The 24,658-nt window shown below is 42.6% G+C and carries 15 protein-coding genes, 1 tRNA gene and 1 other RNA gene; 15 read left to right on the top strand and 2 right to left on the bottom strand.

The window, feature by feature from the left end; translation table 11 throughout:
* Positions 1-96: 96 nt before the first annotated feature.
* From rnr to ssrA, 3 genes are all read left to right on the top strand, one after another.
* Positions 97-2,664, top strand: coding sequence for a ribonuclease R (gene rnr, locus KHZ77_RS06540; protein ID WP_295196980.1), 2,568 nt, complete (start codon positions 97-99; stop codon positions 2,662-2,664).
* 240 nt (positions 2,665-2,904) lie between these two features.
* A complete protein-coding gene (gene smpB, locus KHZ77_RS06535; RefSeq protein ID WP_295196978.1) occupies positions 2,905-3,387 on the top strand; it encodes an SsrA-binding protein SmpB in 483 nt (160 codons plus the stop codon).
* A gap of 98 nt (positions 3,388-3,485) precedes the next feature.
* Positions 3,486-3,828: a transfer-messenger RNA gene (gene ssrA / locus KHZ77_RS06530) on the top strand.
* Between the two features lie 194 nt (positions 3,829-4,022).
* Here ssrA and KHZ77_RS06525 read toward each other — a convergent pair.
* Together KHZ77_RS06525 and KHZ77_RS06520 are read right to left on the bottom strand one after the other, a co-directional pair.
* Positions 4,023-5,501, bottom strand: coding sequence for a DASS family sodium-coupled anion symporter (locus tag KHZ77_RS06525; protein ID WP_295196974.1), 1,479 nt, complete (start codon positions 5,499-5,501; stop codon positions 4,023-4,025).
* Positions 5,502-5,788: 287 nt separating this feature from the next.
* Positions 5,789-5,872 (bottom strand) — tRNA-Leu (locus KHZ77_RS06520).
* Between the two features lie 823 nt (positions 5,873-6,695).
* Here KHZ77_RS06520 and KHZ77_RS06515 point away from each other — a divergent pair.
* From KHZ77_RS06515 to KHZ77_RS06460, 12 genes are all read left to right on the top strand, one after another.
* Positions 6,696-7,259 carry a TetR/AcrR family transcriptional regulator gene (locus KHZ77_RS06515; RefSeq protein WP_295196972.1) on the top strand — a complete coding sequence of 188 codons (564 nt, stop codon included), beginning with the start codon at positions 6,696-6,698 and terminating at the stop codon, positions 7,257-7,259.
* Positions 7,252-8,382, top strand: coding sequence for an efflux RND transporter periplasmic adaptor subunit (locus tag KHZ77_RS06510; RefSeq protein WP_295196969.1), 1,131 nt, complete (start codon positions 7,252-7,254; stop codon positions 8,380-8,382). Before KHZ77_RS06515 ends, KHZ77_RS06510 begins: the two co-directional genes overlap by 8 nt.
* Before the next feature lie 11 nt (positions 8,383-8,393).
* Positions 8,394-11,525 carry a multidrug efflux RND transporter permease subunit gene (locus KHZ77_RS06505; RefSeq protein ID WP_295196966.1) on the top strand — a complete coding sequence of 1,044 codons (3,132 nt, stop codon included), beginning with the start codon at positions 8,394-8,396 and terminating at the stop codon, positions 11,523-11,525.
* A gap of 378 nt (positions 11,526-11,903) precedes the next feature.
* A complete protein-coding gene (dcuC, locus tag KHZ77_RS06500) occupies positions 11,904-13,283 on the top strand; it encodes a C4-dicarboxylate transporter DcuC (protein WP_295196964.1) in 1,380 nt (459 codons plus the stop codon).
* A gap of 359 nt (positions 13,284-13,642) precedes the next feature.
* Positions 13,643-14,920, top strand: coding sequence for a manganese-dependent inorganic pyrophosphatase (locus tag KHZ77_RS06495; protein ID WP_295196961.1), 1,278 nt, complete (start codon positions 13,643-13,645; stop codon positions 14,918-14,920).
* A 190-nt stretch (positions 14,921-15,110) separates the two neighbouring features.
* Positions 15,111-17,309, top strand: coding sequence for a DNA helicase PcrA (gene pcrA, locus KHZ77_RS06490; protein WP_295196958.1), 2,199 nt, complete (start codon positions 15,111-15,113; stop codon positions 17,307-17,309).
* Position 17,310: 1 nt separating this feature from the next.
* Positions 17,311-19,344: an NAD-dependent DNA ligase LigA gene (gene ligA, locus KHZ77_RS06485; RefSeq protein WP_295196955.1), complete on the top strand. Its 2,034-nt coding sequence runs from the start codon at positions 17,311-17,313 to the stop codon at positions 19,342-19,344.
* Positions 19,345-19,462: 118 nt separating this feature from the next.
* Positions 19,463-19,753 (top strand): Asp-tRNA(Asn)/Glu-tRNA(Gln) amidotransferase subunit GatC, encoded by a 291-nt coding sequence (gatC, locus tag KHZ77_RS06480; protein WP_295196953.1) that lies wholly within the window; start codon positions 19,463-19,465, stop codon positions 19,751-19,753.
* Between the two features lie 11 nt (positions 19,754-19,764).
* Positions 19,765-21,222: an Asp-tRNA(Asn)/Glu-tRNA(Gln) amidotransferase subunit GatA gene (gene gatA / locus KHZ77_RS06475; RefSeq protein ID WP_295196950.1), complete on the top strand. Its 1,458-nt coding sequence runs from the start codon at positions 19,765-19,767 to the stop codon at positions 21,220-21,222.
* The gene (gene gatB, locus KHZ77_RS06470) at positions 21,219-22,661 is read left to right on the top strand and encodes an Asp-tRNA(Asn)/Glu-tRNA(Gln) amidotransferase subunit GatB (RefSeq protein ID WP_295196947.1); all 1,443 of its coding nucleotides are present in this window, start codon (positions 21,219-21,221) and stop codon (positions 22,659-22,661) included. The genes gatA and gatB overlap by 4 nt, the downstream gene beginning before the upstream one ends.
* 66 nt (positions 22,662-22,727) lie before the next feature.
* Complete coding sequence (locus tag KHZ77_RS06465) at positions 22,728-23,099, top strand: hypothetical protein (protein WP_295196944.1); 372 nt, start codon at positions 22,728-22,730, stop codon at positions 23,097-23,099.
* Between the two features lie 624 nt (positions 23,100-23,723).
* Entirely contained in the window at positions 23,724-24,563 is an 840-nt protein-coding gene (locus tag KHZ77_RS06460) for an HAD family hydrolase (RefSeq protein WP_295196941.1), read from the top strand.
* Positions 24,564-24,658: the final 95 nt, after the last annotated feature.

Here is a 24,658-nt window from a genome sequence, read left to right as displayed (position 1 = left end):
TGCAGGCTTTTTTATATATGTAAAGTTTTGGTAAATAAATCAAAATATATAGGATTTTTAGAGTGTTGGGATTGTTTTTAGGATAAAGGTGATTATATGAAACAGAATATGTCAAACAAAGTACAAGCATCTGCAAATGAAGTGTCGGCGAAAGATACAGGACACGAACTCACCTTACGAGACGAGATTTTAGAGTTTTTTTATGAAATCAGACCGGAAGCCTATCACATTGAAGATGCCGCTTATGTAATGGGGATTAAGGGAGCGGACGAGTTGGCTGAATTCATGCAGACCGTAGTGGAATTGACTGCAGAAGGACGTCTGAAAACTAAGGATAAAGAATACTACAGCTTTACTGTACCGGGCGATCAGAGCAAATCGGAAGATGGCGAAGGCGCCGGAGAGTACAGCGCAGAGGCTGGTAAAGATACAAATGGAAATGGCGAACGCAATCGTTTCAGTCCTGTAAGTAAGAAGAAGGAAAAAGAACGAGACGCCAATTTGGAAGCAAAGAAAAAGCGCCAGTTAACCGATGCCAAGACCGGCAGTTGGTGGCAGGGCATTTACAAAGGACAGCGCCAGGGGCGCGGCCTCTTTATCAGTGATGACGGTACACAGGAAATTGTGATTCAACCGGAACATCGTCATGGGGCCCTTCATAATGATGAAGTTAAAGTAGAAATTTTGGGCAATACCTATCCGGGCGGCCGTCCGGAAGGGGTGGTGCGTGAAGTTATTACACATGCAAACACCTTTATTGTGGGTACCTATGATCGTCAAAAGAGCTTTGGTTTCGTCATTCCTGACGATGAACGCCTGGTAGACGATGTATATGTTGATCTGAAAGACACTATGGATGCGCGAAGCGGTGCGAAGGTACAGGTGGAAGTGACCGATTGGCCAACCATTCGCGGTCGTCATCCGGAAGGCAAAGTAGTACAGATTTTAGGGTATAAAGGCGATGTGGGTCTCGATATTAACTGCATCATGGCGGAACATAAGATTCCGTTTGAATTCCCTGAAAATGTACTGAATGAAGCGGCTTCTGTGAACACGAAGGTAACTGTTGAAGACGGTCGTTTAGATTTGCGTCATGTTGAAATGGTAACCATTGACGGCGAAGATGCGAAGGACTTAGACGATGCGGTAAGTTGCGAGCTTCTTAGCAACGGCAATTTCATGCTGGGCGTTCACATCGCTGACGTAAGCCATTACGTGCGCGGCAGCTCCGCATTGGACAAAGAAGCGTATAAACGCGGCACCAGCGTGTACTTGGTAGACCGTGTAGTACCAATGCTGCCACCGGCTCTTTCCAACGGTATTTGTAGCTTAAACGCTAATGAAGACCGTTATGCCATGAGTTGTCTTATGGAAATTAATTCATCCGGTAAAGTAGTGAAATACACCATTTCTCCTTCTGTAATCTGCGTAAATCGCCGTTGCAGTTATACAGAAGTGTATAAAGCGTTGTCGGAGCAGATTATTCCTGACGATTTAACGGCCTTAATGCCACTTATTCACAGTCTGCACGATGTAGCTACCGTATTGATTCGCATGCGTGAAAAATCCGGTGCCTTGAACTTTGAATTCCCTGAATACAAGGTTCTCTTAAATGAAGAAGGTACGCCGCTTCGTATTGTTCGTAAAGATCGTACGATTGCGGAAAAAATTATTGAAGCATGTATGCTCATTGCCAATGAAACAGTGGCACAGTTCCTTACGAAAACAGGAAAACCGTCCATTTACCGTATTCACGAACTGCCGGGCGAAGATAAATTACAGGCTTTGCAGACAGTAGTTACATATTTGGGCAAGCCGTTCCATTTTGATGCGGACACTATTCAGCCACGGGACATTCAAAACTTCCTGGACAGCATTGCAGGTACAGAAGTAGAGCAGATTGCCCAAATCATGACCTTGCGCTCCATGCAGCAGGCCCGTTATTCCTCGGAAAACGTGGGCCATTTCGGCTTGGCTTCTAAATGTTATACACATTTTACATCGCCAATTCGTCGTTATCCTGACTTGATCGTGCATCGCCTGTTGAAGAAAGAACTTCATTGGCGCAACGGATACACTCAGTATGACGATACAGAAACGTACTTGGCTAAAGCGGCGGAACATTGCTCCATTCAGGAACAAATTGCCGTAGCGGCGGAACGAGATACATTGGATCTTAAAAAAGTACAATATATGGAACCGTTTGTAGGTGAAGTATTTGAAGGGCGCGTAAGCTCTATTACTTCCTTCGGTCTCTTTGTTGAATTGGATAATGGCATTGACGGACTTGTTCATATTGCCACATTGTCGGATGATTACTACTTCTTCGATGAGGAACATTTCCTTATGGTAGGCCGCAATACAGGCAAAGAATATCATTTGGGACAAACCGTAACCGTTACCCTTGTAAAAGCCGACTCAGCGAAGAAACAAATCGACTTCGTTCTTGGTGCGGTGGAAGATATTTCTTACTTCCTCAGCCGCATGAATCGCCGTATGGGCGGCAAACCGTCCGGCGGATTTTCCAGCGTCTTTAGCCGCAGTGCCGCAATGGGCGGTGCAGCCGGTAAAAAGAAAAGTAAAAAAGGAAAAGATGCGCCTAAAAAAGACAAGAAAAAAGCGAAGAAGAAAATGAAGAGTAAATCTAAGGGCAAACGCAGATAGACATTGAATTGAAGGATTAAAGTTTTGAACTTAAGCTACTAAGTAAGAAACGCCGTTTTAATATACGGCGTTTCTTTGCGTTGCTAAAATTAGGTAAGCTTGGGCAGAGGTAGTAAGATAGGTAAGTTCAGTAAAATAGTCACAGTGTAGTAAAATAGGCCGGAGTGTAGTAAAATAAGAGATATTTAGTAATAAAATAATAGATATGTAATAATAAGTTAATAGATAGAGGTGTAAGTATTGAGTAAATTAAATAAAAAAGACGGTAACAGCTTGATTGCTGATAATCGCAAAGCCCGTCATGATTATCATATTCACGAAACATTTGAGGCCGGCATTGTTTTAACCGGTACAGAAGTTAAATCTATTCGCCAGGGACGTCTTAATTTAAAAGACAGTTTCTGCAGTATTGAAAATGGTGAGCTCTTTTTATATCAGACGCATATCAGCCCGTATGAACAAGGGAATCAGTTTAACCATGAACCGCTACGTACGCGCAAATTATTGATGCATCGCAGTGAAATTCACAAGCTTTTGGGGCAGGTAAAGGAAAAAGGATTTTCCTTAGTACCGTTGAATTTCCATTTCAGCCATGGCCTTATCAAAGTAACTGTGGGATTGGTAACCGGTAAAAAGAACTATGATAAACGTCAGGATATGGCTGAACGCGATGCAAAACGCGACATTCAGCGCCGTATGAAGGAACAAAATCGCGATTATTAATCGGTGGAATGGCGAAAATAATAGAATATAAATGTGATATAAAGGCCATATATTTGACAGTGTTCCCCTATGTTGGTTATAATTAAGTTTACATACATGGGGACGTAATGGTTTCGACAGGGATGCGTGTATCACAGATAGCGAGTCGGCGTTCCATTTGGCCGGAAAACGGTGGAACTTTTAAATTAAACGCAAACGAAAACTTTGCATTAGCTGCATAAGCTACGTCTTACCTCGCTTCTCCCGTGAGTGGGGATAAGGCGTCAAACTACGGGATCGCTTGATTTATATGCTCAAGTAAATCAGGTTAAACAACTGAGCTGGGTTAGTGTAGTTTGTCGTTGTACAAAAGCTGACTAAGATCTAAAACAGCGACTGCACTCGGAGAAGTCTGTGGGGCAACATTTTTGGACAGGGGTTCGATTCCCCTCGTCTCCACCATCTAAATACAACAAACGCCACGCTAAATGCGTGGCGTTATTTTTTTACAATGTAAAGTTATACGATTTGAGTCATGGGACAAAAATAATAAGCCTTGTAATTAGTGCCATCAATTTAGCGGCTGCAGCACTAATTACAAGGCTTTTTTAAATAAAAAGCAGAAGAGTGAAAGTCCCTCTGACTCTCTAAGTTAATTACATAATTTTTGGCAAAATGAATTCAATCCAAGGAATACCTACAAGAATGAAGATTGCCAAGTAAATGAAGCCGAAGATAGCTCCTAATTTCCAAAATTCAGGACCTTTTACATAGCCGCTGGCGAACCAAACAGGGCTGTGGCCTGTACCGTAAGGAGTTAAGATACCCATAATACCCATTGGAAGTAAGAGGATGATCATAATCTGGCTTGCGTCAGAGCCCGGAATCTGTAGAATCAAGGTAGCGAAGAGGCCAACCATGGCTGTTACATAAGCAGTACCGGAAGCGAAGAAGTAACGTAATACACAGAAGGCAACTAATAAGCCTAATGTAGCCCACATAACGTCGAGTCCGATTAAAGAAGAACCGAACATGTTGGCTAACCATTTTAAGAAGCCTACGTTTTTAAGGCCTTCGGCCATAGGAACTAATGTGGCGAACCAGGTTAATACGTTCCAAGCCGGTTTATTAGCCAAGAAATCACTCCAGGAGATGATTTTAGTAAGAACCATTAGGATGATAACTACTAAAGCGGTGGTAGTCGGGTTTACTTTGAAGTAACCGGCACCGATCCAGAGTACAAGGGCAAGGATGGAAATGGAAGCCATAGCGATTTCAGAGGCTGTCATTTTTCCAAGTTTGTGGAACTCTTCTTTTGCCCATTGAGCGATTTCAGGAGAACCTTTAACTTCAGGAGGGCATAAGTAGTAAGTTAAGATTGGGGTGATGATAAATAATAGTAAGCCTACAGGGGCAACTGCCAAGAACCAGCTGGTCCAGTTTACAGTAGGAACACCGGCTTTAGCTGCTAACTCAACAGCTAGCGGGTTTGGTGCCTGACCTGTTAAGAACAATGTACTGGATACGCAAGTGGTTGCCAAGCTGATCCAGCAAAGGTAGGAACCGATTTTACGAGGATTCTTATCAGGATAGCTGTCGAACATAGGACAGATGCTGGAAACGATAGGGTAGATAGTACCACCGCTACGAGCCGCATTACTTGGAATGAATGGGGCTAAAATAAGGTCTGTAATGGCAATAGCGTAGCCGAGACCGAGAGACGATTTACCAAGCTTTTCTACAAGGAAAAGGGCAATACGACGACCAAGACCGCTGTTCTGATAGCCAATACCGATCATGAATGCGGCAAAGATTAACCATACGATGGAATTGGAGAAGCCGCTGAGGCCCCAGCTGATGGCACTGCCGGAAGTAATTGTAACGGCTTTACCTGCTTTGTCGACTACAGGCATACCTACTTTAAACAGTACAGATAATGTAATAGCAATAAGACCGATAAATGCCGGAGGTAGTGGCTCCAAAATTAAACCGACAACCAAGGCTGCGAAGATACTTACAAAAATCCATGCACCTGCAGTTAAGCCGGCTGGCGCACCCATGGCAAAAACAATGAGACCAACAATTATGGGCGCTGCGTACTTGGCGGCAGAGCGAAAGTTGATTTTTGACTCCATAGAAAACTCCTTTCTAAAAAACATTACACCTAGTAATAAAAGCGGCTATATGATTATAAAACACCGCAGTTTATATTATACAGAAATAAGAGTCTGAAATATAGAGTATTAATAAGAGATATCACATATTTTCATAAATAGGTTTGATTTTAATAATAAATTGTAAAGTAAAAAGAGGATTTAGATAAAGTAGAATCGTAAAATTTGTAAAACCTAATAAAAATAAAAAAGCACCTTGCTCACTGATTCGAAATGATCGCACCAATAAGCAAGGTGCTTTTTATGTCTGGTGCCGGAGGTGGGACTTGAACCCACACGGTGTTACCCGCTTGATTTTGAGTCAAGTGCGTCTGCCATTCCGCCACTCCGGCGCGGGAACAAAATTTATTTTACAGGATATTTACATACTTGTCAACACATAATCTTAAAAAAATTTTAAAATTATTTTTTCAAATTTTTAAAACCTTTTTAGACACCTTATCTCCATATAATAAAGATGTGGTAAATGCTTATGGAGAATTGTTGAAAGAAGTTTTACAATAAAATTGCTAAACGTTTTCTATCCGTGAAGCCTGTTTACATATAAACATTTGTTATTTCATGAACTTGTAATTTATGTGTAAATAGGCTTTTTATATGTATTGTGTAATTGAATTTATGTTGTTTCACCGTGAATGTTTTTTAGAGTTTCGCAGGATTGGATGCTCTATACAATTCAAAGCTTCTGTTTATAAAAGAGAAATGTTTTCTGTAATTGGACGAATATGAAAAGTATATACTAAGAAAATTAGTAATTATGAATTTTTGGTTATTAGAATAAGAAATAATGTATCCTCATATTTTCTACAGAAAATATGCCAAGAATACACGATTTGATGAGTTTTGCTAAAATTAAAATAATGAAGTTTGATATAATAAAAAAGGAATAATTATATATCAAAAAAAGTATAACGAATTTTTTAAATTTTATTGACATAATTTATTAATTTCGGTAAACTGAGGTATGGTACTAGAGTTTTCATAACGGTTTTTAGGAGGTATATAGTTATTTATTGAATGTAGTGTTCATGCATATGAATCTGTTTTTTCATAATTCGCGTCCCGGTAGGGCGGAATTTTTCGTATGCACCTGTTGTTATAGTTGTTTATGTTAAATAGTAATGTGTTTTAGTAAAGGAGTGTTGGGAGGCGGAAATGAAGAAGCGTATTCTGGAAGCTGCTGTAAAAGAGATAGAACTTCATGGGGCTGCGTTTCGAATGGATGATCTGGCAAAGAGGTTGAATATTAGTAAACGGACTTTATATGAGAACTTCTATTCAAAGAACGAAATTATTGAAAAAATTGTTATTGAGCGGGCACATGAGTATCATCGACTGCACAGTGAAATTTTAAACGATGCTACATTGAGTTTTGAAGAAAAAATTAGAAAATGTTTTACGATTAAACTTGATGAAGACAATACGATTCGCAGTGATCAGTATCGTGTTATGTTTACTGCCATTCCTTCCTTAATCGAGCAAATTGAACGAGTTATGGAAGAGGATTGGAGTGAATTGAGAGCGTTTTTGGAAAAGGAAATCGAATTAGGCACATGTCGTCCTATTAATGTAGATACATTAGTAATGATGATGCAGAGCATTGTTCGCACAGTTTTCAGAGACGGCAAACGCGGTCCGGATGAATGTTTTGTGCTATTTAAAGATATAGTTGATATAGTTTTATACGGAATTTTAAGTAAGGAGGCAAATAATGAGTAAATTTCGTTATTTGGGTGCTGTGGCAGGGATTATGGCCTTAATCATGGTGCTGGCCGGTTGTGGTAAGCAGGAACAGCAACAAGCAGAAGTAGCTGTTAATACATACAAAATCTCAGCATCAGATACACAGATCCCGGTATCCTTTAATGGTACTGTAGTGGCTCAGAGCAGCACGGCGATTCATGCGCGTGTGTCCGGCCACGTAGTTGAAAAATATGTAAGAGGCGGGGAGCAGGTTGTAAAAGGCCAGCCTTTATTCCGTTTGGATTCCCGTCAATATGAAGCCAGCCTTGCCAGCGCACAAGCAAATGCGGCAAGCACAAACGCTTCTTATTTAAACGCGGAACGCGATTTACAGCGTTACCAACAATTGGCTAATGAAGATGCCATCGCTCGTCAAACATTGGATACTCAGGCAAGCACGGCGCAACAACAACGTGCAGCTTTAGAAGCCAATGAAGCAGCTGTTCGCATTGCACAGGATAACTTACAGGACGTAGTTATTTATGCACCATTTGACGGCACATTGCAAATGGACGATGTGGACTTGGGTACTTATGTAACGGCAGGCAGCACTACATTGGTTACACTCAACTCTGTAGATCCTGTATTCGTACAATTCAGTATGAGTGAAGCTGAATACTTGAACTTTATGAAAAATAACGGCTCCGACCCAATGGCAAACAAACAGTTGCAACTTCGTTTGTCTGACGGTAGTACTTACCAGTACACAGGTACTATTACTGAAGCGGCTAAGAATCTTGACAGCTCTTCCGGTCAGTTAATGTTCAAAGCTTCATTCCCTAACCCTAATCATTTGTTAATTCCTAACATGTATGCAACAATTGTATCTCCTGGGGATATTATTAAAAATGCTATGTTAGTTCCAACCAAAGCGATTACACAAGTATTGAATAAATCCTTCGTTTACGTTGTAGATGAATCCGGTACAGTAACGCAAGTGCCAATTGAAACAGGCGGTACACAAGGTATTTATACAATCGTAACAGGTGGTGTAAAACCTGGTCAGACAATCGTTGTAGATGGCTTAACTAAGATCCGTAACGGCGTGAAGGTAAAACCGACCGCCCTTACTAAAGAACAATTAGAATCGACTAAATAAGGGGGTATATCGTGTCGAAATTTTTTATTAACCGACCTATATTCGCCATTGTTATATCGCTCATCATTACGATTGCCGGTACACTTGCTATGATTACATTGCCGGTGGCGCGTTATCCGGAGATTACGCCGCCGCAGGTACTTGTTAATGCTCAGTACACAGGGGCGTCCGCTTCTGTAGTAAGTGACACGGTTGCGTCTGTTATTGAAAGTCAGATTGTCGGCGTACAGGACTTCGACTACATGCTTTCAACCAGTACAAGTAGTGGTACATACTCTTTGACTGTACAATTTAATCAGGGTACAGATGCCGATATGGATACGGTTAATACACAGAACCGTGTACAACGTGCATTGGCGTCTTTGCCTTCTGAAGTACAGGCTATCGGGGTAACGACGACAAAATCCACAAGCGATATGTCTTTGGTATTCGCATTAAGTTCGCCTGACGATACTTATGATGAAACATTCTTAAAGAACTACGCAAGTAACTATATGATGGACGAAATTAAGTCCGTTAACGGTGTAGGTAACGTACAGGAATTCGGTTCAGACTTTGCGATGCGCGTTTGGTTGGATCCAACTAAAATGGCGCAACACAATGTAACTGTTACTGAAATTACCAGCGCTATTTCTGCACAGAATAAACAGGCCGCTGCCGGTACAATCGGTGCGGATCCGACTCCATCCGTTCAACAGAAAACAATGCCAATCACATTGAGCGGCCGTTTGAAAACTCCGGAAGAGTTCGGCAATATTATTATCAAAAAAGACTCGAATGGTAACTTACTTCGCTTGAAAGACGTTGCTAATATCCATTTAGGTGCTGAAAGTTACAATGTTTCTGCCCGTGAAGGCGGTCATCCGATGGCCGTTTTCGCCGTTTCGCTTACCAGTGACGCGAACGCTATCCAGACAATCGGTGCCGTTAAAGAAATCTTGAAGAAACAGGAGCAGAGCATGCCTCCTGGAGTTAAGATGCAAATCGTCGTAGATAATACGGAATTCGTTAATGCATCCATTGAAGAAGTAATTCATACATTTATTGAAGCCCTCGTATTGGTTGCCATCATTGTATACTTGTTCTTACAATCATGGCGTTCCACATTGATACCGATGATTGCCGTACCGGTATCATTGCTGGGTACATTTGCGGCATTTACAGTCTTAGACTTTACGATTAATACGTTGACCTTGTTCGCCATGGTTCTGGCCATCGGTCTGGTTGTCGATGACGCGATTGTTGTTATCGAGGCCGTGGAATACGAAATAAAGGTAAATGGCAAAAATCCGCATGATGCTACCGTAGCGGCCATGGAAAACGTACAGGGCCCGGTAATCGGTATCGCCTTCGTATTGGCGTCCGTATTTATTCCGGTATCCTTTATGGGCGGTATGACAGGTATTCTGTACAAACAGTTCGCCTTGACCATTGCCGTATCCGTAGGTATTTCCGCATTCGTAGCGTTGACATTGACGCCGGCACTTTGTGCTATGCTTCTTCGTCCGCACAAACCGAATGAGCATGAAAATCTGCTTCATCGCGGATTGAATAAATTTAACGAAGCACTTGACAAATTCAGTGACTGGTACGGTTATCAGTTAGCTAAATTGGCTAAGCGCTTATGGCTTACTGTAGTTGCTTTATTAGCATTCGTAGCTGTTTCTGTGGGCGTGTTCTCCGTATTGCCGAGAGCCTTCGTTCCGAATGAAGATAATGGTTACTTTATGATTGCTGTCAGCTTGCCTGACGGTGCAACTACATCTCGTACATTAGCCGTTATTAATAAGATCAGTGACTTCTTGGCAGAAGATAAGGATATTGTAAGTAGTATCGGTATTTCCGGTTTCGATATCTTGTCCGGCGGTCAAAAGACAAGTGGCGGTTTGATGTTCGCCACATTCACTGACTGGAGTGAACGTACCGGAGTAGGTCAGGATATTAATACTAAGCTTGGTAAGGTAATGGGCTTTGCGGCCACTATTCCGGAAGCAACAGTATTACCAATGAACCCACCACCAATTCCTGGTTTGGGTAGTACAGGCGGTTTCTCCATGTACATCGTTAATAAGGCCGGTGACAGTCCTGAACAGATGGCACAGGTTGTTAACAACTTCTTGGCGGAAGCTCGACAGAATCCTGTATTCGCCTCCATCTATACAACCTATAGTGACGGCACACCTTCTTACGAATTTACAGTAAATCGTGATAAAGCGGCTCGTGATGGCGTAAGTGTAAGTGATATTTTCACAACATTACAAGGTTTCTACGGCGGTATTCAAGTCAATGACTTTACTGACTATGGTAAGAACTATAAAGTAGTTATTCAGGCGGAACAAGATTATCGTATCTCTCCTGAAATGAATAACAACATCTATGTTGCAAACAGCAGCGGCACTTTGATTCCGGTAGCCTCTTATATTACATCGGTAAGTACTACATCCGTATCGACGATTACACGTTTTAACAACTATCCGGCTGTTAAAATTGGTGGTAACCAAGGCTCCGGATATAGCTCCGGTGACGCGATTACCGCATTGGAAGATGCAGCTAAGAACTTACCTCAGGGCTACACTTATGAATGGGCCGAACAGTCCCGTGAAGAAGTTAAGTCCGGTAGCCAGACTGTATTAATCTTAGGCATGGGTATGGTATTCGTATTCCTCGTACTTGCTGCGTTATACGAATCCTGGAAAGTACCGTTCGCCGTATTGTTCTCCGTTCCATCGGGGATTGTCGGTGCGGCTTCCATTCCTTACTTATTGAATCTTACAGGCAAATATAGCCTTGCAAACGACATTTACCTCCAGATCGGTTTGCTAACACTGGTTGGTTTGGCGGCGAAGAACGCCATCCTGATTATCGAGTACGCGAAGATCCGTGTAGATGAGCGTGGCATGCGCATCGTTGATGCGGCTATTGAAGCGGCTAAGATTCGTCTGCGTCCAATCTTGATGACGTCCTTGGCGTTTATCCTTGGTTGTATTCCATTGGCTATCTCCAGTGGTGCCGGTTCAGCAGCCCGTATCTCCATGGGTATTACAGTAGTAGCAGGTATGACTTCTGCAACTGTATTCGGTATCTTCGTTATTCCGATGCTGTTTATCATGATTGAAAAAATGGGCTTCGGCAAAAAGAAATAATTTAATTGCTGAAAAGTAACCAAATATGATAAATATTAAAAGACCAATGTATTTTATGCATTGGTCTTTTTTTACGTCCTATAAAACGTGTATACATAATGCATTCTTCCATTACCAGTGGGCACTTTATAAAAAATAATTATTAGAAATTTAATTATATTAATGGTTCTTATTATGCTCTGTAAAGCGTGTAGTAGCAAGGGTTTAGAAGAAATCGGCTTAGACTCTTATTGTAAATTCTATATAATCCATTTAATTAAATATTAATAATATGCATATATAGTATGAGCCAAAGGTATATTTATATGCTATAATCAGAATCAAGTAGAATCATTTTAAAGGGAGTCCCATTTTTTTGTTGGTGAGGGAGGTAGTACAATGAATATTGCTATATCTATAGTAGTTATTCTTTGGGTAGGCTTTTTGGTGTTTAAGCGCTATAAAGCTCAAGCCGTACTGTTTCTTGGCGGTATAGTTCTTTTGCTATTGGCTTATTTCCTAGGCTATGGCGAAATTATTCCGGCTAAACAGTCAACAGGTAACTTTATTTTTGATATTTTCGAAAATATCAAGAACTTATTTAGTAGCCGTGCTGCTAAGCTGGGCCTTAATATTATGGCCGTTGGCGGTTTTGCCCGCTACATGGACCATATCGGGGCTTCCAGAGCGCTCGTAACGTTGACAATCAAACCGTTACAGAAACTTAAATCCCCATACATCGTATTGAGCGCATGTTGGGTTTTAGGTATGTTCATCGGTTTAGCGATTAACAGTGCGTCCGGTTTGGCCATGTTATTAATGGTAACCATGTACCCTGTATTGACTGCTTTGGGTGTAAGTAAACTATCCGCTACGGCAGCAATCGCAACGACACTTTGTCTTGACTGGAGTCCTAGTGACACCGGTACAATCTTCGCAGCTGAATTAGCTAACATTGACCCTGTTACATATTGGCATTCCTATCAGGTGCCGGTTGCCCTTTGTGTTATTCCTGTAGTAGCTGTATTGCATTATTTAACTCAAAAATACATGGATAAACGCGATGGTCATGTGGTACAGGCCGTTGAAACTACAGTTAACGAAGATAAGATGACAAATGCGGACTTGAAGAAGGAAGCGCCTCTTATTTACGCGATTCTTCCAATTATTCCGTTGGCTCTTATTTTATCATTCTCCAGCTTATGGATCTCCTGGATTAAAATGAACATTATTGTAGCCATGTTCGTTGGTACTACAGTAGGTATGATTTTCCAATACTTCCGTACATTTGACGGCAAGTTGGCTATGGAAGACTTACAAGTTTACTTTGACGGTATGGGACGCCAGATGGCAAACGTTGTCAGTCTGATCGTAGCCGGTGAAATTTTCGCTAAAGGCTTAATGGCTATTGGTACAATCGATGCTCTTATCGAATGGGCTAAGACTTCCGGATTCGGCGGTATCGGCATTACGCTCGTAATGGTTTCTATCATCGGTGTTTCCGCGATTGTTATGGGCTCCGGTAATGCGCCATTCTTCGCATTTGCCAACTTGGTTCCAAACATTGCCGCACACACAGGCGTATCCACAGTGCTTATGATTTTACCAATGCACTTTATCGCCAGTGCGTTCCGCGCGATTTCTCCAATTACAGCCGTAATCGTAGTAGCATCCGGTATGGCCGGTATCTCTTCGTTTGACCTTGTAAAACGTACAGCCATTCCTATGATCGGCGCCGGTGTTACATTAGTAGTTGCTAACTTCGTATTATTCTTATAAAAATATTGATTCCCTCTAGTTGAGACTACATATTTAAGGACTATTACTTTCGCATTTCTGTGCCGCTTTTGCCAGCGGTGCGGAGAAGCGGAAGTAATAGTCTTTTTTATTGGGAAAAGTTGTTAGCTATAAATGTTGGAAAGAGTTGTTAGCTATGAAGGTTTGGAAAAATGTCTAACTATTAATGGAGTTTCATGTGCTTGGAGATAATTGGGGGTTATATGATTGTAGGGTTTTACGAACATATTACAGAAAAATCCTATAAAGACCTTGATTTTCCATTCAGAAATATATCGATATGTGCTATAATAGATAGACGACAAATGCAAGTTTATTGTATTTTTTTAAGAGGTGAGATCATGAGTAATGATGTAATTTTTGTAACTGGTCATAAAAGTCCTGACACGGACTCTTTTTGTTCTGCTTTAGGTTATGCGAACCTGAAAAATCAGATGAATATTCCTGCAAAAGCAATTTGTGCAGGTCCTGCTAATAAAGAAACCAGCTTTGTGTTGAACTACTTTGGTGTAGAACATCCGCCAATCGTTACCAGCTTTGCTGTTCGTATTAAAGACGTAATGGAAAACGTACCGGCTGTTCCTGCCGATGCTGATTTGAAGACTGTTCTTGCATGGCGCACTGAACACGATATGAATCGCATCCCTGTAGTTGACGGCGATACTTTCGTAGGCGTTATTATGCCTAAACATTTAATCGAAGCCCTCAGCAATGCATGGCTCGAAAATAAAGAAGTAAAAGCTGCTGATATGGTATCCAAAGCAACTTGTCAGTTAATTTCTCCTGATATGAAGTTGAAAGAATTCGACCGCGGTCATGCAGGCACTTTCCCTGTAGTAGAAGGTACTACTTACTATGGCATGGTTCGTGCTAATGCGGAAGCTCCTAAGGACAAACAAAAAGTTATTCTTGTAGACCACAATGAAAAAGTTCAGATCATCGACGACATTGAAGATGCTGAAATTATCGAAAACATTGACCATCATCGTATTGGCGGTTTAACGACTGAAAATCCTATTTTCATTCATTACGAACCGGTAGGATGCTCCTGCACAATTATTGCTAACTTGTACTGGCAATATGGTCAGGAAATTCCTAAGAATATTGCGGGTCTTCTTTTATCCGCTATTATTTCTGATACTGTATTATTCAGATCTCCAACTTGCACGCCTAAAGACAAAGATACTGCTAAGAAATTAGCTGATATTGCCGGCGTTGATTTAGAAGCATATGGTCTTGAAATGCTTAAAGCCGGTGCTGACGTGTCCGACTTCAGCGACGAAAAAATCGTTCGTACAGACATGAAAGAATTCACTGCTAACGGCCAGGTAATCAGTATCGGTCAGCTTTCCACTATGAATGCTGACGATGTATTGACTCGTAAAGCCGCTTTGTTGAAAGCTCTTGAAGAGTTACGTACTGCTAACGGTTATGCCGCTTCTTACATCATGGTAACAGACATTTTGAAAGAAAGCACAAACCTTCTCTTTGCCGGCGATGTAGCGTCTGTAGTGGCTGATGCATTCGGTAAAGAAGTAAAAGCTCAGGAAGTATTCTTACCAAACACATTATCCCGTAAGAAACAAATCGTTCCTCAAATTTTGGGAGCTATGAAATAAGAAATAATTAGGATGCGATGATTTATACATTCGTATTGATTGAAACATGCTAGTTAGTATAGGAAAACAAAAACGTTGCTGCTGGCAACGTTTTTGTTCGTTATAATAAGATGAAATTCGTATGACAGGCTACGATAAAATCGGTTTGTCATATGTAATTAAGATATAAAGATATAAAGAAAGGTAGAGTATGAGTCAAACATTATTGGACGGACTGAATAAAGAACAACAGGAAGCGGTAAGAACCACAGAAGGACCGTTACTCATTGTGGCCGGTGCCGGATCGGGTAAAACAAGAGTGCTTACATACCGCATCGCCTATTTGCTGGAACAGGGAGTAAGTCCTTACGAAATTCTGGCCATTACTTTCACCAATAAAGCGGCGAAGGAAATGAAAAGCCGTGTAGAGGATATTGTAGGCTCCTTGGCAGACCGCATCTGGTTAAGCACATTTCACTCCTTCTGCGCCAAGTTTTTACGGTTTGAGCTGGACAACTTCTTAGGTTACAGCAAAAACTTTACCATATATGATACAGGAGACTCTCAAGTTGTTATCAAAGCAGCGTTAAAAGCGTTAAATCTGGATGACAAATACTATCCGGTAGGAGCTATGATGAGTCAGATTTCTGATGCGAAGAACCGTTTGCTCTTCGCTCGCGATTATCGCTTGGAAGCACGTGATTTTTACAGTCAGAAAGTGGCTGACGTTTATGAATACTACGAACGGGAACTGCGCAAGAATAATGCACTCGACTTTGACGACTTATTAGTTGTAGCGGTTAAGCTTTTACAGACTCGCGAAGATATTTTAGAAAAATACAGCCATCGTTTCCGCTATATTATGATTGACGAATACCAGGATACGAACCATGCGCAGTACACGCTGGCTCATTTATTGGCTTCTAAATGGGGCAATATTTGTGTAGTTGGTGATGCGGATCAGAGTATTTACGCATGGCGCGGTGCGGATATTCAGAATATTTTAGACTTTGAAAAAGACTATCCGAACTGTAAAACAATCAAGTTGGAGCAGAACTATCGCTCCACAAAGACAATTCTTGAAGCAGCCAATGCGGTTATTGAAAATAACGAAGGCCGTCCGGAAAAGAATTTGTGGACTGAAAAAGACTTGGGCGCCAAGATTCGTCATTTTACAGCTCAGTCTGAGCAGGAAGAAGCGGCTTTTATCAGCCAGACCATAGCGAAAAACCATGAAACACATGATGTGCCGTATGGAGATATGGCGATTTTATATCGTACCAACGCGCAATCCCGTGCGCTCGAAGAAGGACTCATTAAGCGCGGCATTCCGTACACCATGGTTGGAGGCACCAAATTCTATGACCGCAAGGAAATAAAGGACGTATTGGCCTATTTAAAAGTTATTTTTAACCCTTTTGACGACTTAAGCTTAATCCGTATTATTAATGTGCCGAAGCGCAGTATTGGTGCCACAACAGTAAGCAAACTGCAGGAATTCGCCAGAGAAACAGGGAACTCCTTGTTCATGACTTTGACCATTTTAAATCAGATTCCAACTATCAAGGGCAAGACTCGTCAAAAGCTGGAAGAGTTCAGTATTTTAATCTTTACCCTTGTTTCTAAAATGGAAGACCTCACCGTATTGCAGATTTTGGAAGAAATCTTGGAACAGACGGGCTATCTGAAAGAATTGGAAGACAGCACAGATCCACAGGATGAAGCACGCGTAGAAAATATCGGTGAATTGCTGTCCGTGGCCAAAGTATTCCTGGATGAAAATCCGAACGGCACCGTTCAAGACTTTTTAGAACAGGTGGCTCTGGTAAATGATGTGGATACATATGAACAGGCGGACTCCAAAGTAACGCTCATGACATTGCACTCTGCCAAAGGTCTGGAATTCCCGATTGTATTCCTGGCAGGTCTTGAAGAGGGCTTATTCCCTCATAGCCGCACCTTGATGAACCCGGCGGAAATCGAGGAAGAACGCCGCCTGTGCTACGTAGGGATTACCCGTGCGGAAAAAGAGTTGTATCTTCTAAATGCGACTACACGTACTGTATTCGGTCGTACGAACGGCTATTTACCGTCCCGCTTCTTAAAAGAAATTCCAAGTGAATATGTGGAAGAGTTGCGCGCTAAACGTCGCATAAATGATGAAACAGCCCGTCATGTGCCGCATCATATGTCTGTAGCGTCCCGTCCGGTAACGAAGCCGGTGGTGCGCAATCCGGTCGTTGGGGACTGGAAAGTGGGCGATACAGCGGTTCATGGTAAATGGGGCAACGGTACTGTTATTGAAGTGCAGGGCAGCGGCTCCGGCATGAAGTTGAAGATTAATTTCCCGACCCAAGGGGTGCGTATTATAATGGCTCAATTTGCACCGATTAAACGATTGGAGAATTAAGATGACCGTATTCATGGATTTAAGAGATAAAGTAACTACTGCAAAAACTGATGCGGAGAAAGCACAGGCTTTGCAGCAACTGTTGGCATACAGCGCTTACTTGTATTATGTAAAGGACGCGCCACTCATGGAAGATAATGAGTATGACCATTTGTATCGCCAGCTGGTAGATTTGGAAACAGCCCATCCGGAACTTATTACCCCTTCGTCACCGACGCAGCGTGTGGGGGCTAAGTTGTCCGGCGACTTCCCGAAGGTTGTTCATGGACGTCCTATGCTCAGCTTGAGCAATGTGTTCAGCCCTGAAGAAGTGCGCGCTTTCGGTGAACGTGTAGCTCGTGATTTAGGGCACACACCGGATTATGTGGTGGAACTTAAAATCGACGGCTTAGCGGTGAACATTCACTATGAAAACGGCCTCCTTGTGCGTGCCGTAACGCGCGGCGACGGCCGTGTAGGTGAAGATGTGACGGCTAATGTGCGAACCATTCAGTCCGTACCGCTTTTCATTGAAAATGCGCCGCCATATATTGAAATTCGCGGTGAAGCGTATATGCCTCACAAAGAGTTTGCCCGTATTAACGAAGAACGCGAAGCGGCCGGTTTACCGACCTTCGTAAACCCTCGTAATGCGGCAGCCGGTTCTCTTCGTCAATTGGATCCGGCCGTAACAGCGAGCCGTAACTTGGATTTCTTCGCGTACGCCATCGGTATGGTGGACGGTGCAGATATTCACACACAGGAAGAACTTTTAAAAGCGCTGGAATCGTACCATTTCCATGTAAATCCTCATTATCGCCTTTATCACTCCATCGATGATGTGGTGGCACGCATTGCCTATTGGGATGAAGAGCGTCACAACTTGCCGTACGATACAGACGGCATGGTTATCAAAGTAAACAGCTTTGACGACCAGGAACAGCTGGGTGCTACCGTAAAAGATCCACGTTGGGCTACAGCGTACAAATACGCGCCGGAAGAAGTGGAAACCGTGGTGAAGGACATTACTATCAATGTGGGACGTACCGGTGTCTTAACGCCTACAGCGGAACTGGAACCGGTATTCGTATCCGGTACGAATGTGGCACGTGCCACACTTCATAACGAAGACTTTATTACGGAAAAAGACATTCGCATCGGCGATCATGTAATGATTCACAAGGCGGCGGAAATCATTCCGGAAGTTATCCGCGTGTTGCCGGAAAAACGAACCGGGTCTGAAGTGGCATTTACAATGCCTGCTCATTGCCCTGTTTGTGATTTTCCAACAGAACGCCGCGAAGGCGAAGTGGCCGTACGCTGCACGAATGAACATTGTCCGGCCATTGAAAAAGAAAAAATCATTCACTTTGCCTCCCGTGATGCCATGAATATTGAAGGTTTGGGACCTAGCATTGTGGAAAGTTTGATTCGCTATAAATTGATTAGTACAGTGGCCGATTTATATAAATTGACAGAAGAACAGCTGGTTACTATGGAGCGCATGGGTAAAAAATCGGCGCAAAACCTGGTAAAAGCGATTAATGATTCTAAAACGCGCGGCTTGGGTCGTTTGCTTTTCGGCCTCGGTATTCGCTTAATCGGCGCCAAAGCGGGACAGACTATTGCACAACAATTCCCGTCCATGACCGTGCTTATGAATACAACTATTGAAGAATTTACGGCCGTTCCTGAAATCGGACCTACTATGGCGGCCAGTCTTGCACAGTATTTCCGAGATGAGCACAATGCGGCACTGATTGAAGAACTTCGTCAATTGGGCGTTTCCATGGAAGAAGTGATTGAAGAGCCGCAAGGTGATGAACTGGCCGGGGAAACCATTGTTTTGACCGGTACTCTCCATCAGATGGGCCGTAAGGAAGCGGGCGAATTATTGGCGAAACATGGCGCCAAGATTACCGGATCCGTAAGCAAGAAAACCACGATGGTTATTGCCGGCGAAGAAGCAGGCAGCAAACTTACCAAGGCGGAATCCTTGGGCATCCGTATAATAAACGAAGAGGAGTTTTTAGAACTCATTAAGGATTGGCAATAAAGTTAAAGTGTTACGAAATGCTTGAAAAAAAGTTATAACATGTCGTGTCTGACCGCGGTTAATATGGCAATGTAACAGGCGTTTTGGTATAATGATAGAATGGAAAGGATGTGTACGGATGAAAATTAGTCGCGATGAAATAAAAAATATTGCGCTTTTGTCACGTCTCAGCGTAGATGAAGCACATATGGAACAAGTTGAAAAAGCATTGAATGATGTACTTTCTTATGTAGAAGAACTGGAAGAGTTAGACCTCGATGGGGTACAACCAATGGCGCATGCAGTGCCATTGCAGAATGTATTCCGTGAAGACGTGGTAAAACCTTCGTTAGATCACAAATTAGCTCTGCAAAACGCACCGGAAGAAAATGATGGCTACTTTACAGTACCGCGCGTAGTGCAGGAATAGGAGGAAGTACAGTGACCATTCATGAATTACATAAAAAATTAACGGCGAAAGAATTGTCCGCCGTAGAACTTACGAAGGCGATTATTGCACATAAGGAAAAAACGGAACCTATCGTGCACGCTTATTTGTCCGACTCTCATGAGGACGCATTGAAAGTGGCTGCCGCTGTTGATGCTAAAATTGCCGCAGGTGAAGCGATTTCCCCATTGGCAGGTATCCCTGGCGCCATTAAAGATAATATTTGTATCGAAGGTCAGAAAGCGACCTGTGCGTCTAAAATTTTGGAAAACTTTGTACCTCCATACAATGCGACCATTGTAGAACAGTTGAAAGCATTGGATTATGTTGGTTTAGGTAAATTGAACATGGACGAATTCGCCATGGGCAGTTCCACAGAAAACTCCGCATTTGCAAAAACTACAAATCCATGGAATGCAGAGTATGTACCGGGCGGTTCTTCCGGCGGTGCCGCTGCAGCCGTTGCCGCAGGCAGTGCTATTTGGTCCTTAGGTTCCGATACAGGCGGATCTATTCGTCAACCTGGTTCTTACTGCGGTGTAGTTGGTTTAAAACCGACTTACGGCAATGTATCCCGCTATGGCTTGATTGCGTACGCATCCTCTTTGGACCAGATCGGACCTTTGACTCGCGACGTAACCGACGCAGCGATTGTACTTAACGCTATTTCCGGCCACGATCCTAAAGACTCCACATCCATTCCGGGTGAACGCCCTGATTACACCAAAGCATTGGTAAACGATGTGAAAGGTCTTAAAATCGGTATGCCGAAAGAATACTTCGGTGAAGGTATTAACAGCGAAGTGCGCGAAGCGATTGAAAAAGCGGCTAAAACTTATGAAGAGTTAGGCGCTGAAATCGTTGAAGTAAGCCTGCCTACTTCTAAATACGCTTTATCCGCATACTATATTATCGCTTTGGCAGAAGCCAGCACGAACTTGGCCCGTTATGACGGTGTAAGCTATGGCCTTCGTGTGCCTGCCGATAACTTGGTGGAAATGTCCACTAAAACAAGAACTGAAGGTTTCGGCTTGGAAGTACAGCGCCGTATCCTCTTAGGTACTTATGTACTCAGCTCCGGTTACTATGACGCTTACTATTTGAAAGCCTTAAAAGCTCGTCGTTTAGTTAAAAACGAATTTGATGCTGCCTTCGAAAAAGTTGACGTTCTCTTAACACCAACGGCGCCTAACACTGCGTTCAAATTTGGTGAAAAAGTAAATGATCCATTGTCCATGTACATGGAAGATATTTGTACTACACCTGTTAACTTGGCAGGTATTCCGGGTATTTCCGTACCGGCCGGTTTTGCAAGTAATGGTATGCCTATCGGCATGCAATTGTTAGCTCCTGCTATGGGAGAAGAAGTCTTGTTACGGGCTGCTTATGCCTTTGAACAGGCTCGTCCTGAATGTACCAAAGTAGCATCCATCGGGGAGGTAACACTATGAAATACGAAACAGTCGTAGGACTTGAAGTCCATACAGAACTGAAAACTAAATCAAAAATTTTCTGCTCCTGTACTACTGAATTCGGGGGCGCACAAAATACCCATGTATGTCCTGTTTGCTTAGGTTTGCCGGGTGTACTGCCTGTACTTAACAAAAAAGTAGTGGAATATGCCATTCGCGTAGGTCTTGCGTTGAACTGTGAAATTTTACATTTCAATAAATTCGACCGTAAAAACTATTACTATCCGGATCTTCCTAAAAACTGGCAGACATCTCAATATGATTTGCCAATTTGCTTGAACGGTTATTTGGATATTGAAGTAAATGGTGAAACTCGCCGCATCCGCATTACCCGTATTCACATGGAAGAAGACGCCGGTAAATTGGTGCACAGCGGTTCCACTATCAGTAATTCCGACTCCTCCAACGTAGACTACAACCGTACAGGCGTACCTTTGTTGGAAATCGTATCGGAACCGGATATTCGCTCCGGTGAAGAAGCGCGTGCGTATGTGGAAAAACTTCGTTCCATCATTAAATACCTCGACGTATCCGACGTTCGTATGGAAGAAGGCAGCCTTCGTTGTGATGCCAACATTTCCGTACGTTTAATGGGCGACGAAAAATTGGGCACGAAAACTGAGATCAAAAACATGAACTCTTTGACAGCTCTTCAAAAAGGTATCGAATACGAAGCAGTTCGCCAGGCTGAAACTCTTGAAGATGGCGGTACTGTTGTTCAGGAAACTCGTACTTGGGATGACAGCAAAGGCGTTACTCTTTCCATGCGTAAGAAAGAAAAAGAAAACGACTATCGCTATTTCCCTGAACCTGATTTGGTGCCAATCGTTATTACGGATGAACAAATCGAAGAAGCGCGCAAAAACTTGCCTGAACTTCCTGATGCAAAACAGGAACGCTTCCAGAACGAATACAACTTGTCTCATGAAGACAGCCGTATTTTAACAGCAGCTCGCGAAACAGCGGACTATCTTGATGCGGTTGTTAAAGCCGGTGCAGACGCTAAAACAGCGGCTAACTGGATGCTTGGCGACATGGCTAAACTCATTAACGACGCAAATATTACATTTGCCGATGCAACAATTAAACCTGAACAATTGGCCGGTATGATTGCTCTTATCGAAAAGGGCACTATTTCCGGTAAAATTGCGAAGAAAGTTATCGTTTCCATGTGGGAAACCGGTAAAGACGCATCGACTATCGTAGAAGAACAAGGCTTGGTACAGATTACTGATACCGGTGCTATTGAAGAAATTGTAAAACAAGTTATTGCAGATAACCCTAAATCTGTAGAAGACTTCAAGAGCGGTAAAGGCAAAGCAATCGGCTTCTTAGTTGGTCAAGTTATGAAACAAAGTAAAGGCCGTGCAAACCCTGGCGTAGTTAATGAATTGCTCCAGAAATACCTGAACGCATAAAAGTAACATTGTAAGCTTTAGGACTTGCTTTCGCCGATTTTTAGTTTTAAGACACAGGAGATTGCTATGGAAGAAAAACAATCTTATGCTACGAAACGTACAAGTGTGTTAACAGAAGAAGAACGCCGTGCTTTTGACGGAGTCACTATTGATGAAGACGGTAGAGAACAGTCTGAAGAAGACATTCGCCGTGAAAATCGCGCGCAGACTAATGGATCCTATGATGGCTATAGTCGCGACGAATATACACAGCAGGCGATTCCGGGCATAAAAATATTTACCCTCAGCTCCATCGGCTGGAAGGGGAAACTACTTATTGTTGCCGTGTCGGTAATTCTTCTTACAATACTATTTTTCTTTGGTAGTTTGTTTTTAATTGGATTTTTGGTGTTGGCAATAGGCGTTGGTATAGTGGCGCTCTTGCGAAAACTTTTTTAAGCTTATTCTAGACTTCCTCAGCGCAAGTCGCTAGCCCCATGCATGAAAGGGCTAGCACGTATGGCGCTCTTGCGAAATCTTTTTAGAATTAATAAGACTTTCTCAGCGCAAGTCGCTAGCCCCATGCATGAAAGGGCTAGCACAAATGGCGCTTTTGTGAAATCTTTTTAGTAGTGGTGAGACTTCTTCATTTCAAGTCGCTATCCCCGTGCATGCACGAAAGGGCTAGCTCCTCTGAAATGAAGGAGTCTCTTTGTACATACAAATTAAATTTCGGGAAGCGCCATTATACGTGCTGGCAACGCTTTTTAGCATTGAGGCGTAGAAGGGCAATTTGTTTGCACAGAGGAAGTCTTTTCGTAGATAAAAGCGTTCTGCGAGGAGCGCCATTATGCGTGGCTAGAGAGTTTTTTGTGATGGAGGCTAGCGCTTTCGGAATGAAGAAGTCTTTTTGCACATAAAAGTGTTCCGCAAGGGGCGCCACTATGAGTGGTGGGAAGTGTCTGACATAGAGGCTTGGGATGATAGTGTGTTTTGAGTGTGTAGGTGTTTCGTTTTAAAGTGTAAGTCCGTAAGGATGCAGCACATATGGGAGGTTTTGGATTTTGAAGGAGGGCTGGTTGTATGGTGTTGAATGAGAAGCCTATTGTGGCTTTGATGTATGATTTTGATAAGACGTTGTGTACGAAGGATATGCAGGAGTATGGTTTTATTCCTGAGTTGGGGGTTACGCCGAGTGAGTTTTGGCGCGAGGCTAACGGGTTAACGGATAGCGAGGGTATGGACGGTATTTTGGCGTACATGTTTATGATGGTCAAAATGAGCCGTCAGAAGGAAGTTAAGATTACGCGCGATACGTTGAAGAAGTTGGGAGAAGGTATTAAGTTCTTCCCGGGGGTGAAGAGCTGGTTTGAACGTATTAGTGCCTATGGTGAAACGCAGGGTGTGAAGGTGGAGCATTATATTGTTTCATCCGGTGTAAAAGAAATTATTGACGGCAGTGAAATTGCGCAGTATTTTAAGAAGATTTATGCCTGTGAGTTTAAGTACGACTACAACGGGCTTATTGAATGGCCGAAGGTAGCTGTAAATTATACCGCCAAAACGCAATTCTTATTCCGAATTAATAAGGGTGTATTGGATATTACGACAAACAGCGACAAAGAGCTCAATCAATATACGCCGGAAGTGGAACGACGCGTGCCTTTCAGCAATATGATTTACATTGGCGACGGATTGACTGACGTACCTTGTATGAAATTGGTTAAGGTAAATGGAGGCCAAGCGATTGCCGTATATAATCCGGATCAGGAAAATGGTATTAAAAATGCGGCGAATCTGATTAAAGATAATCGTGTTAATTTCATTGTCCCGGCCGATTACGAAGCGAACAGCCGTTTAGATAACATTGTCAAAACAATTATTAACAAAGTAAAGGCTGTGGAAACATTGCAGCGTATGTAAGCATTCTGTGATAATCTTGTTGTAAGTTGTAAGTTGTAAGTTGTAAGTTGTAAGTTGTAAGTTGTAAGTTGTAAGTTGTAAGTTGTAAGTTGTAA

Source organism: Veillonella sp. (assembly GCF_018364065.1).
In the GTDB taxonomy this organism is placed as follows: Bacteria; Bacillota; Negativicutes; order Veillonellales; family Veillonellaceae; genus Veillonella_A.
Note: the sequence above shows the minus strand (reverse complement) of the source record. Positions and strands in the feature narration are given on the sequence as shown.

Coding starts and splice junctions, on each gene's coding strand:
- rnr (WP_295196980.1), top strand. CDS start 97: ATGAAACAGAATATGTCAAACAAAGTACAAGCATCTGCAAATGAAGTG.
- KHZ77_RS06525 (WP_295196974.1), bottom strand. CDS start 5,501: ATGGAGTCAAAAATCAACTTTCGCTCTGCCGCCAAGTACGCAGCGCCC.
- KHZ77_RS06515 (WP_295196972.1), top strand. CDS start 6,696: ATGAAGAAGCGTATTCTGGAAGCTGCTGTAAAAGAGATAGAACTTCAT.
- KHZ77_RS06510 (WP_295196969.1), top strand. CDS start 7,252: ATGAGTAAATTTCGTTATTTGGGTGCTGTGGCAGGGATTATGGCCTTA.
- dcuC (WP_295196964.1), top strand. CDS start 11,904: ATGAATATTGCTATATCTATAGTAGTTATTCTTTGGGTAGGCTTTTTG.
- KHZ77_RS06495 (WP_295196961.1), top strand. CDS start 13,643: ATGAGTAATGATGTAATTTTTGTAACTGGTCATAAAAGTCCTGACACG.
- pcrA (WP_295196958.1), top strand. CDS start 15,111: ATGAGTCAAACATTATTGGACGGACTGAATAAAGAACAACAGGAAGCG.
- ligA (WP_295196955.1), top strand. CDS start 17,311: ATGACCGTATTCATGGATTTAAGAGATAAAGTAACTACTGCAAAAACT.
- gatC (WP_295196953.1), top strand. CDS start 19,463: ATGAAAATTAGTCGCGATGAAATAAAAAATATTGCGCTTTTGTCACGT.
- gatB (WP_295196947.1), top strand. CDS start 21,219: ATGAAATACGAAACAGTCGTAGGACTTGAAGTCCATACAGAACTGAAA.
- KHZ77_RS06465 (WP_295196944.1), top strand. CDS start 22,728: ATGGAAGAAAAACAATCTTATGCTACGAAACGTACAAGTGTGTTAACA.
- KHZ77_RS06460 (WP_295196941.1), top strand. CDS start 23,724: ATGGTGTTGAATGAGAAGCCTATTGTGGCTTTGATGTATGATTTTGAT.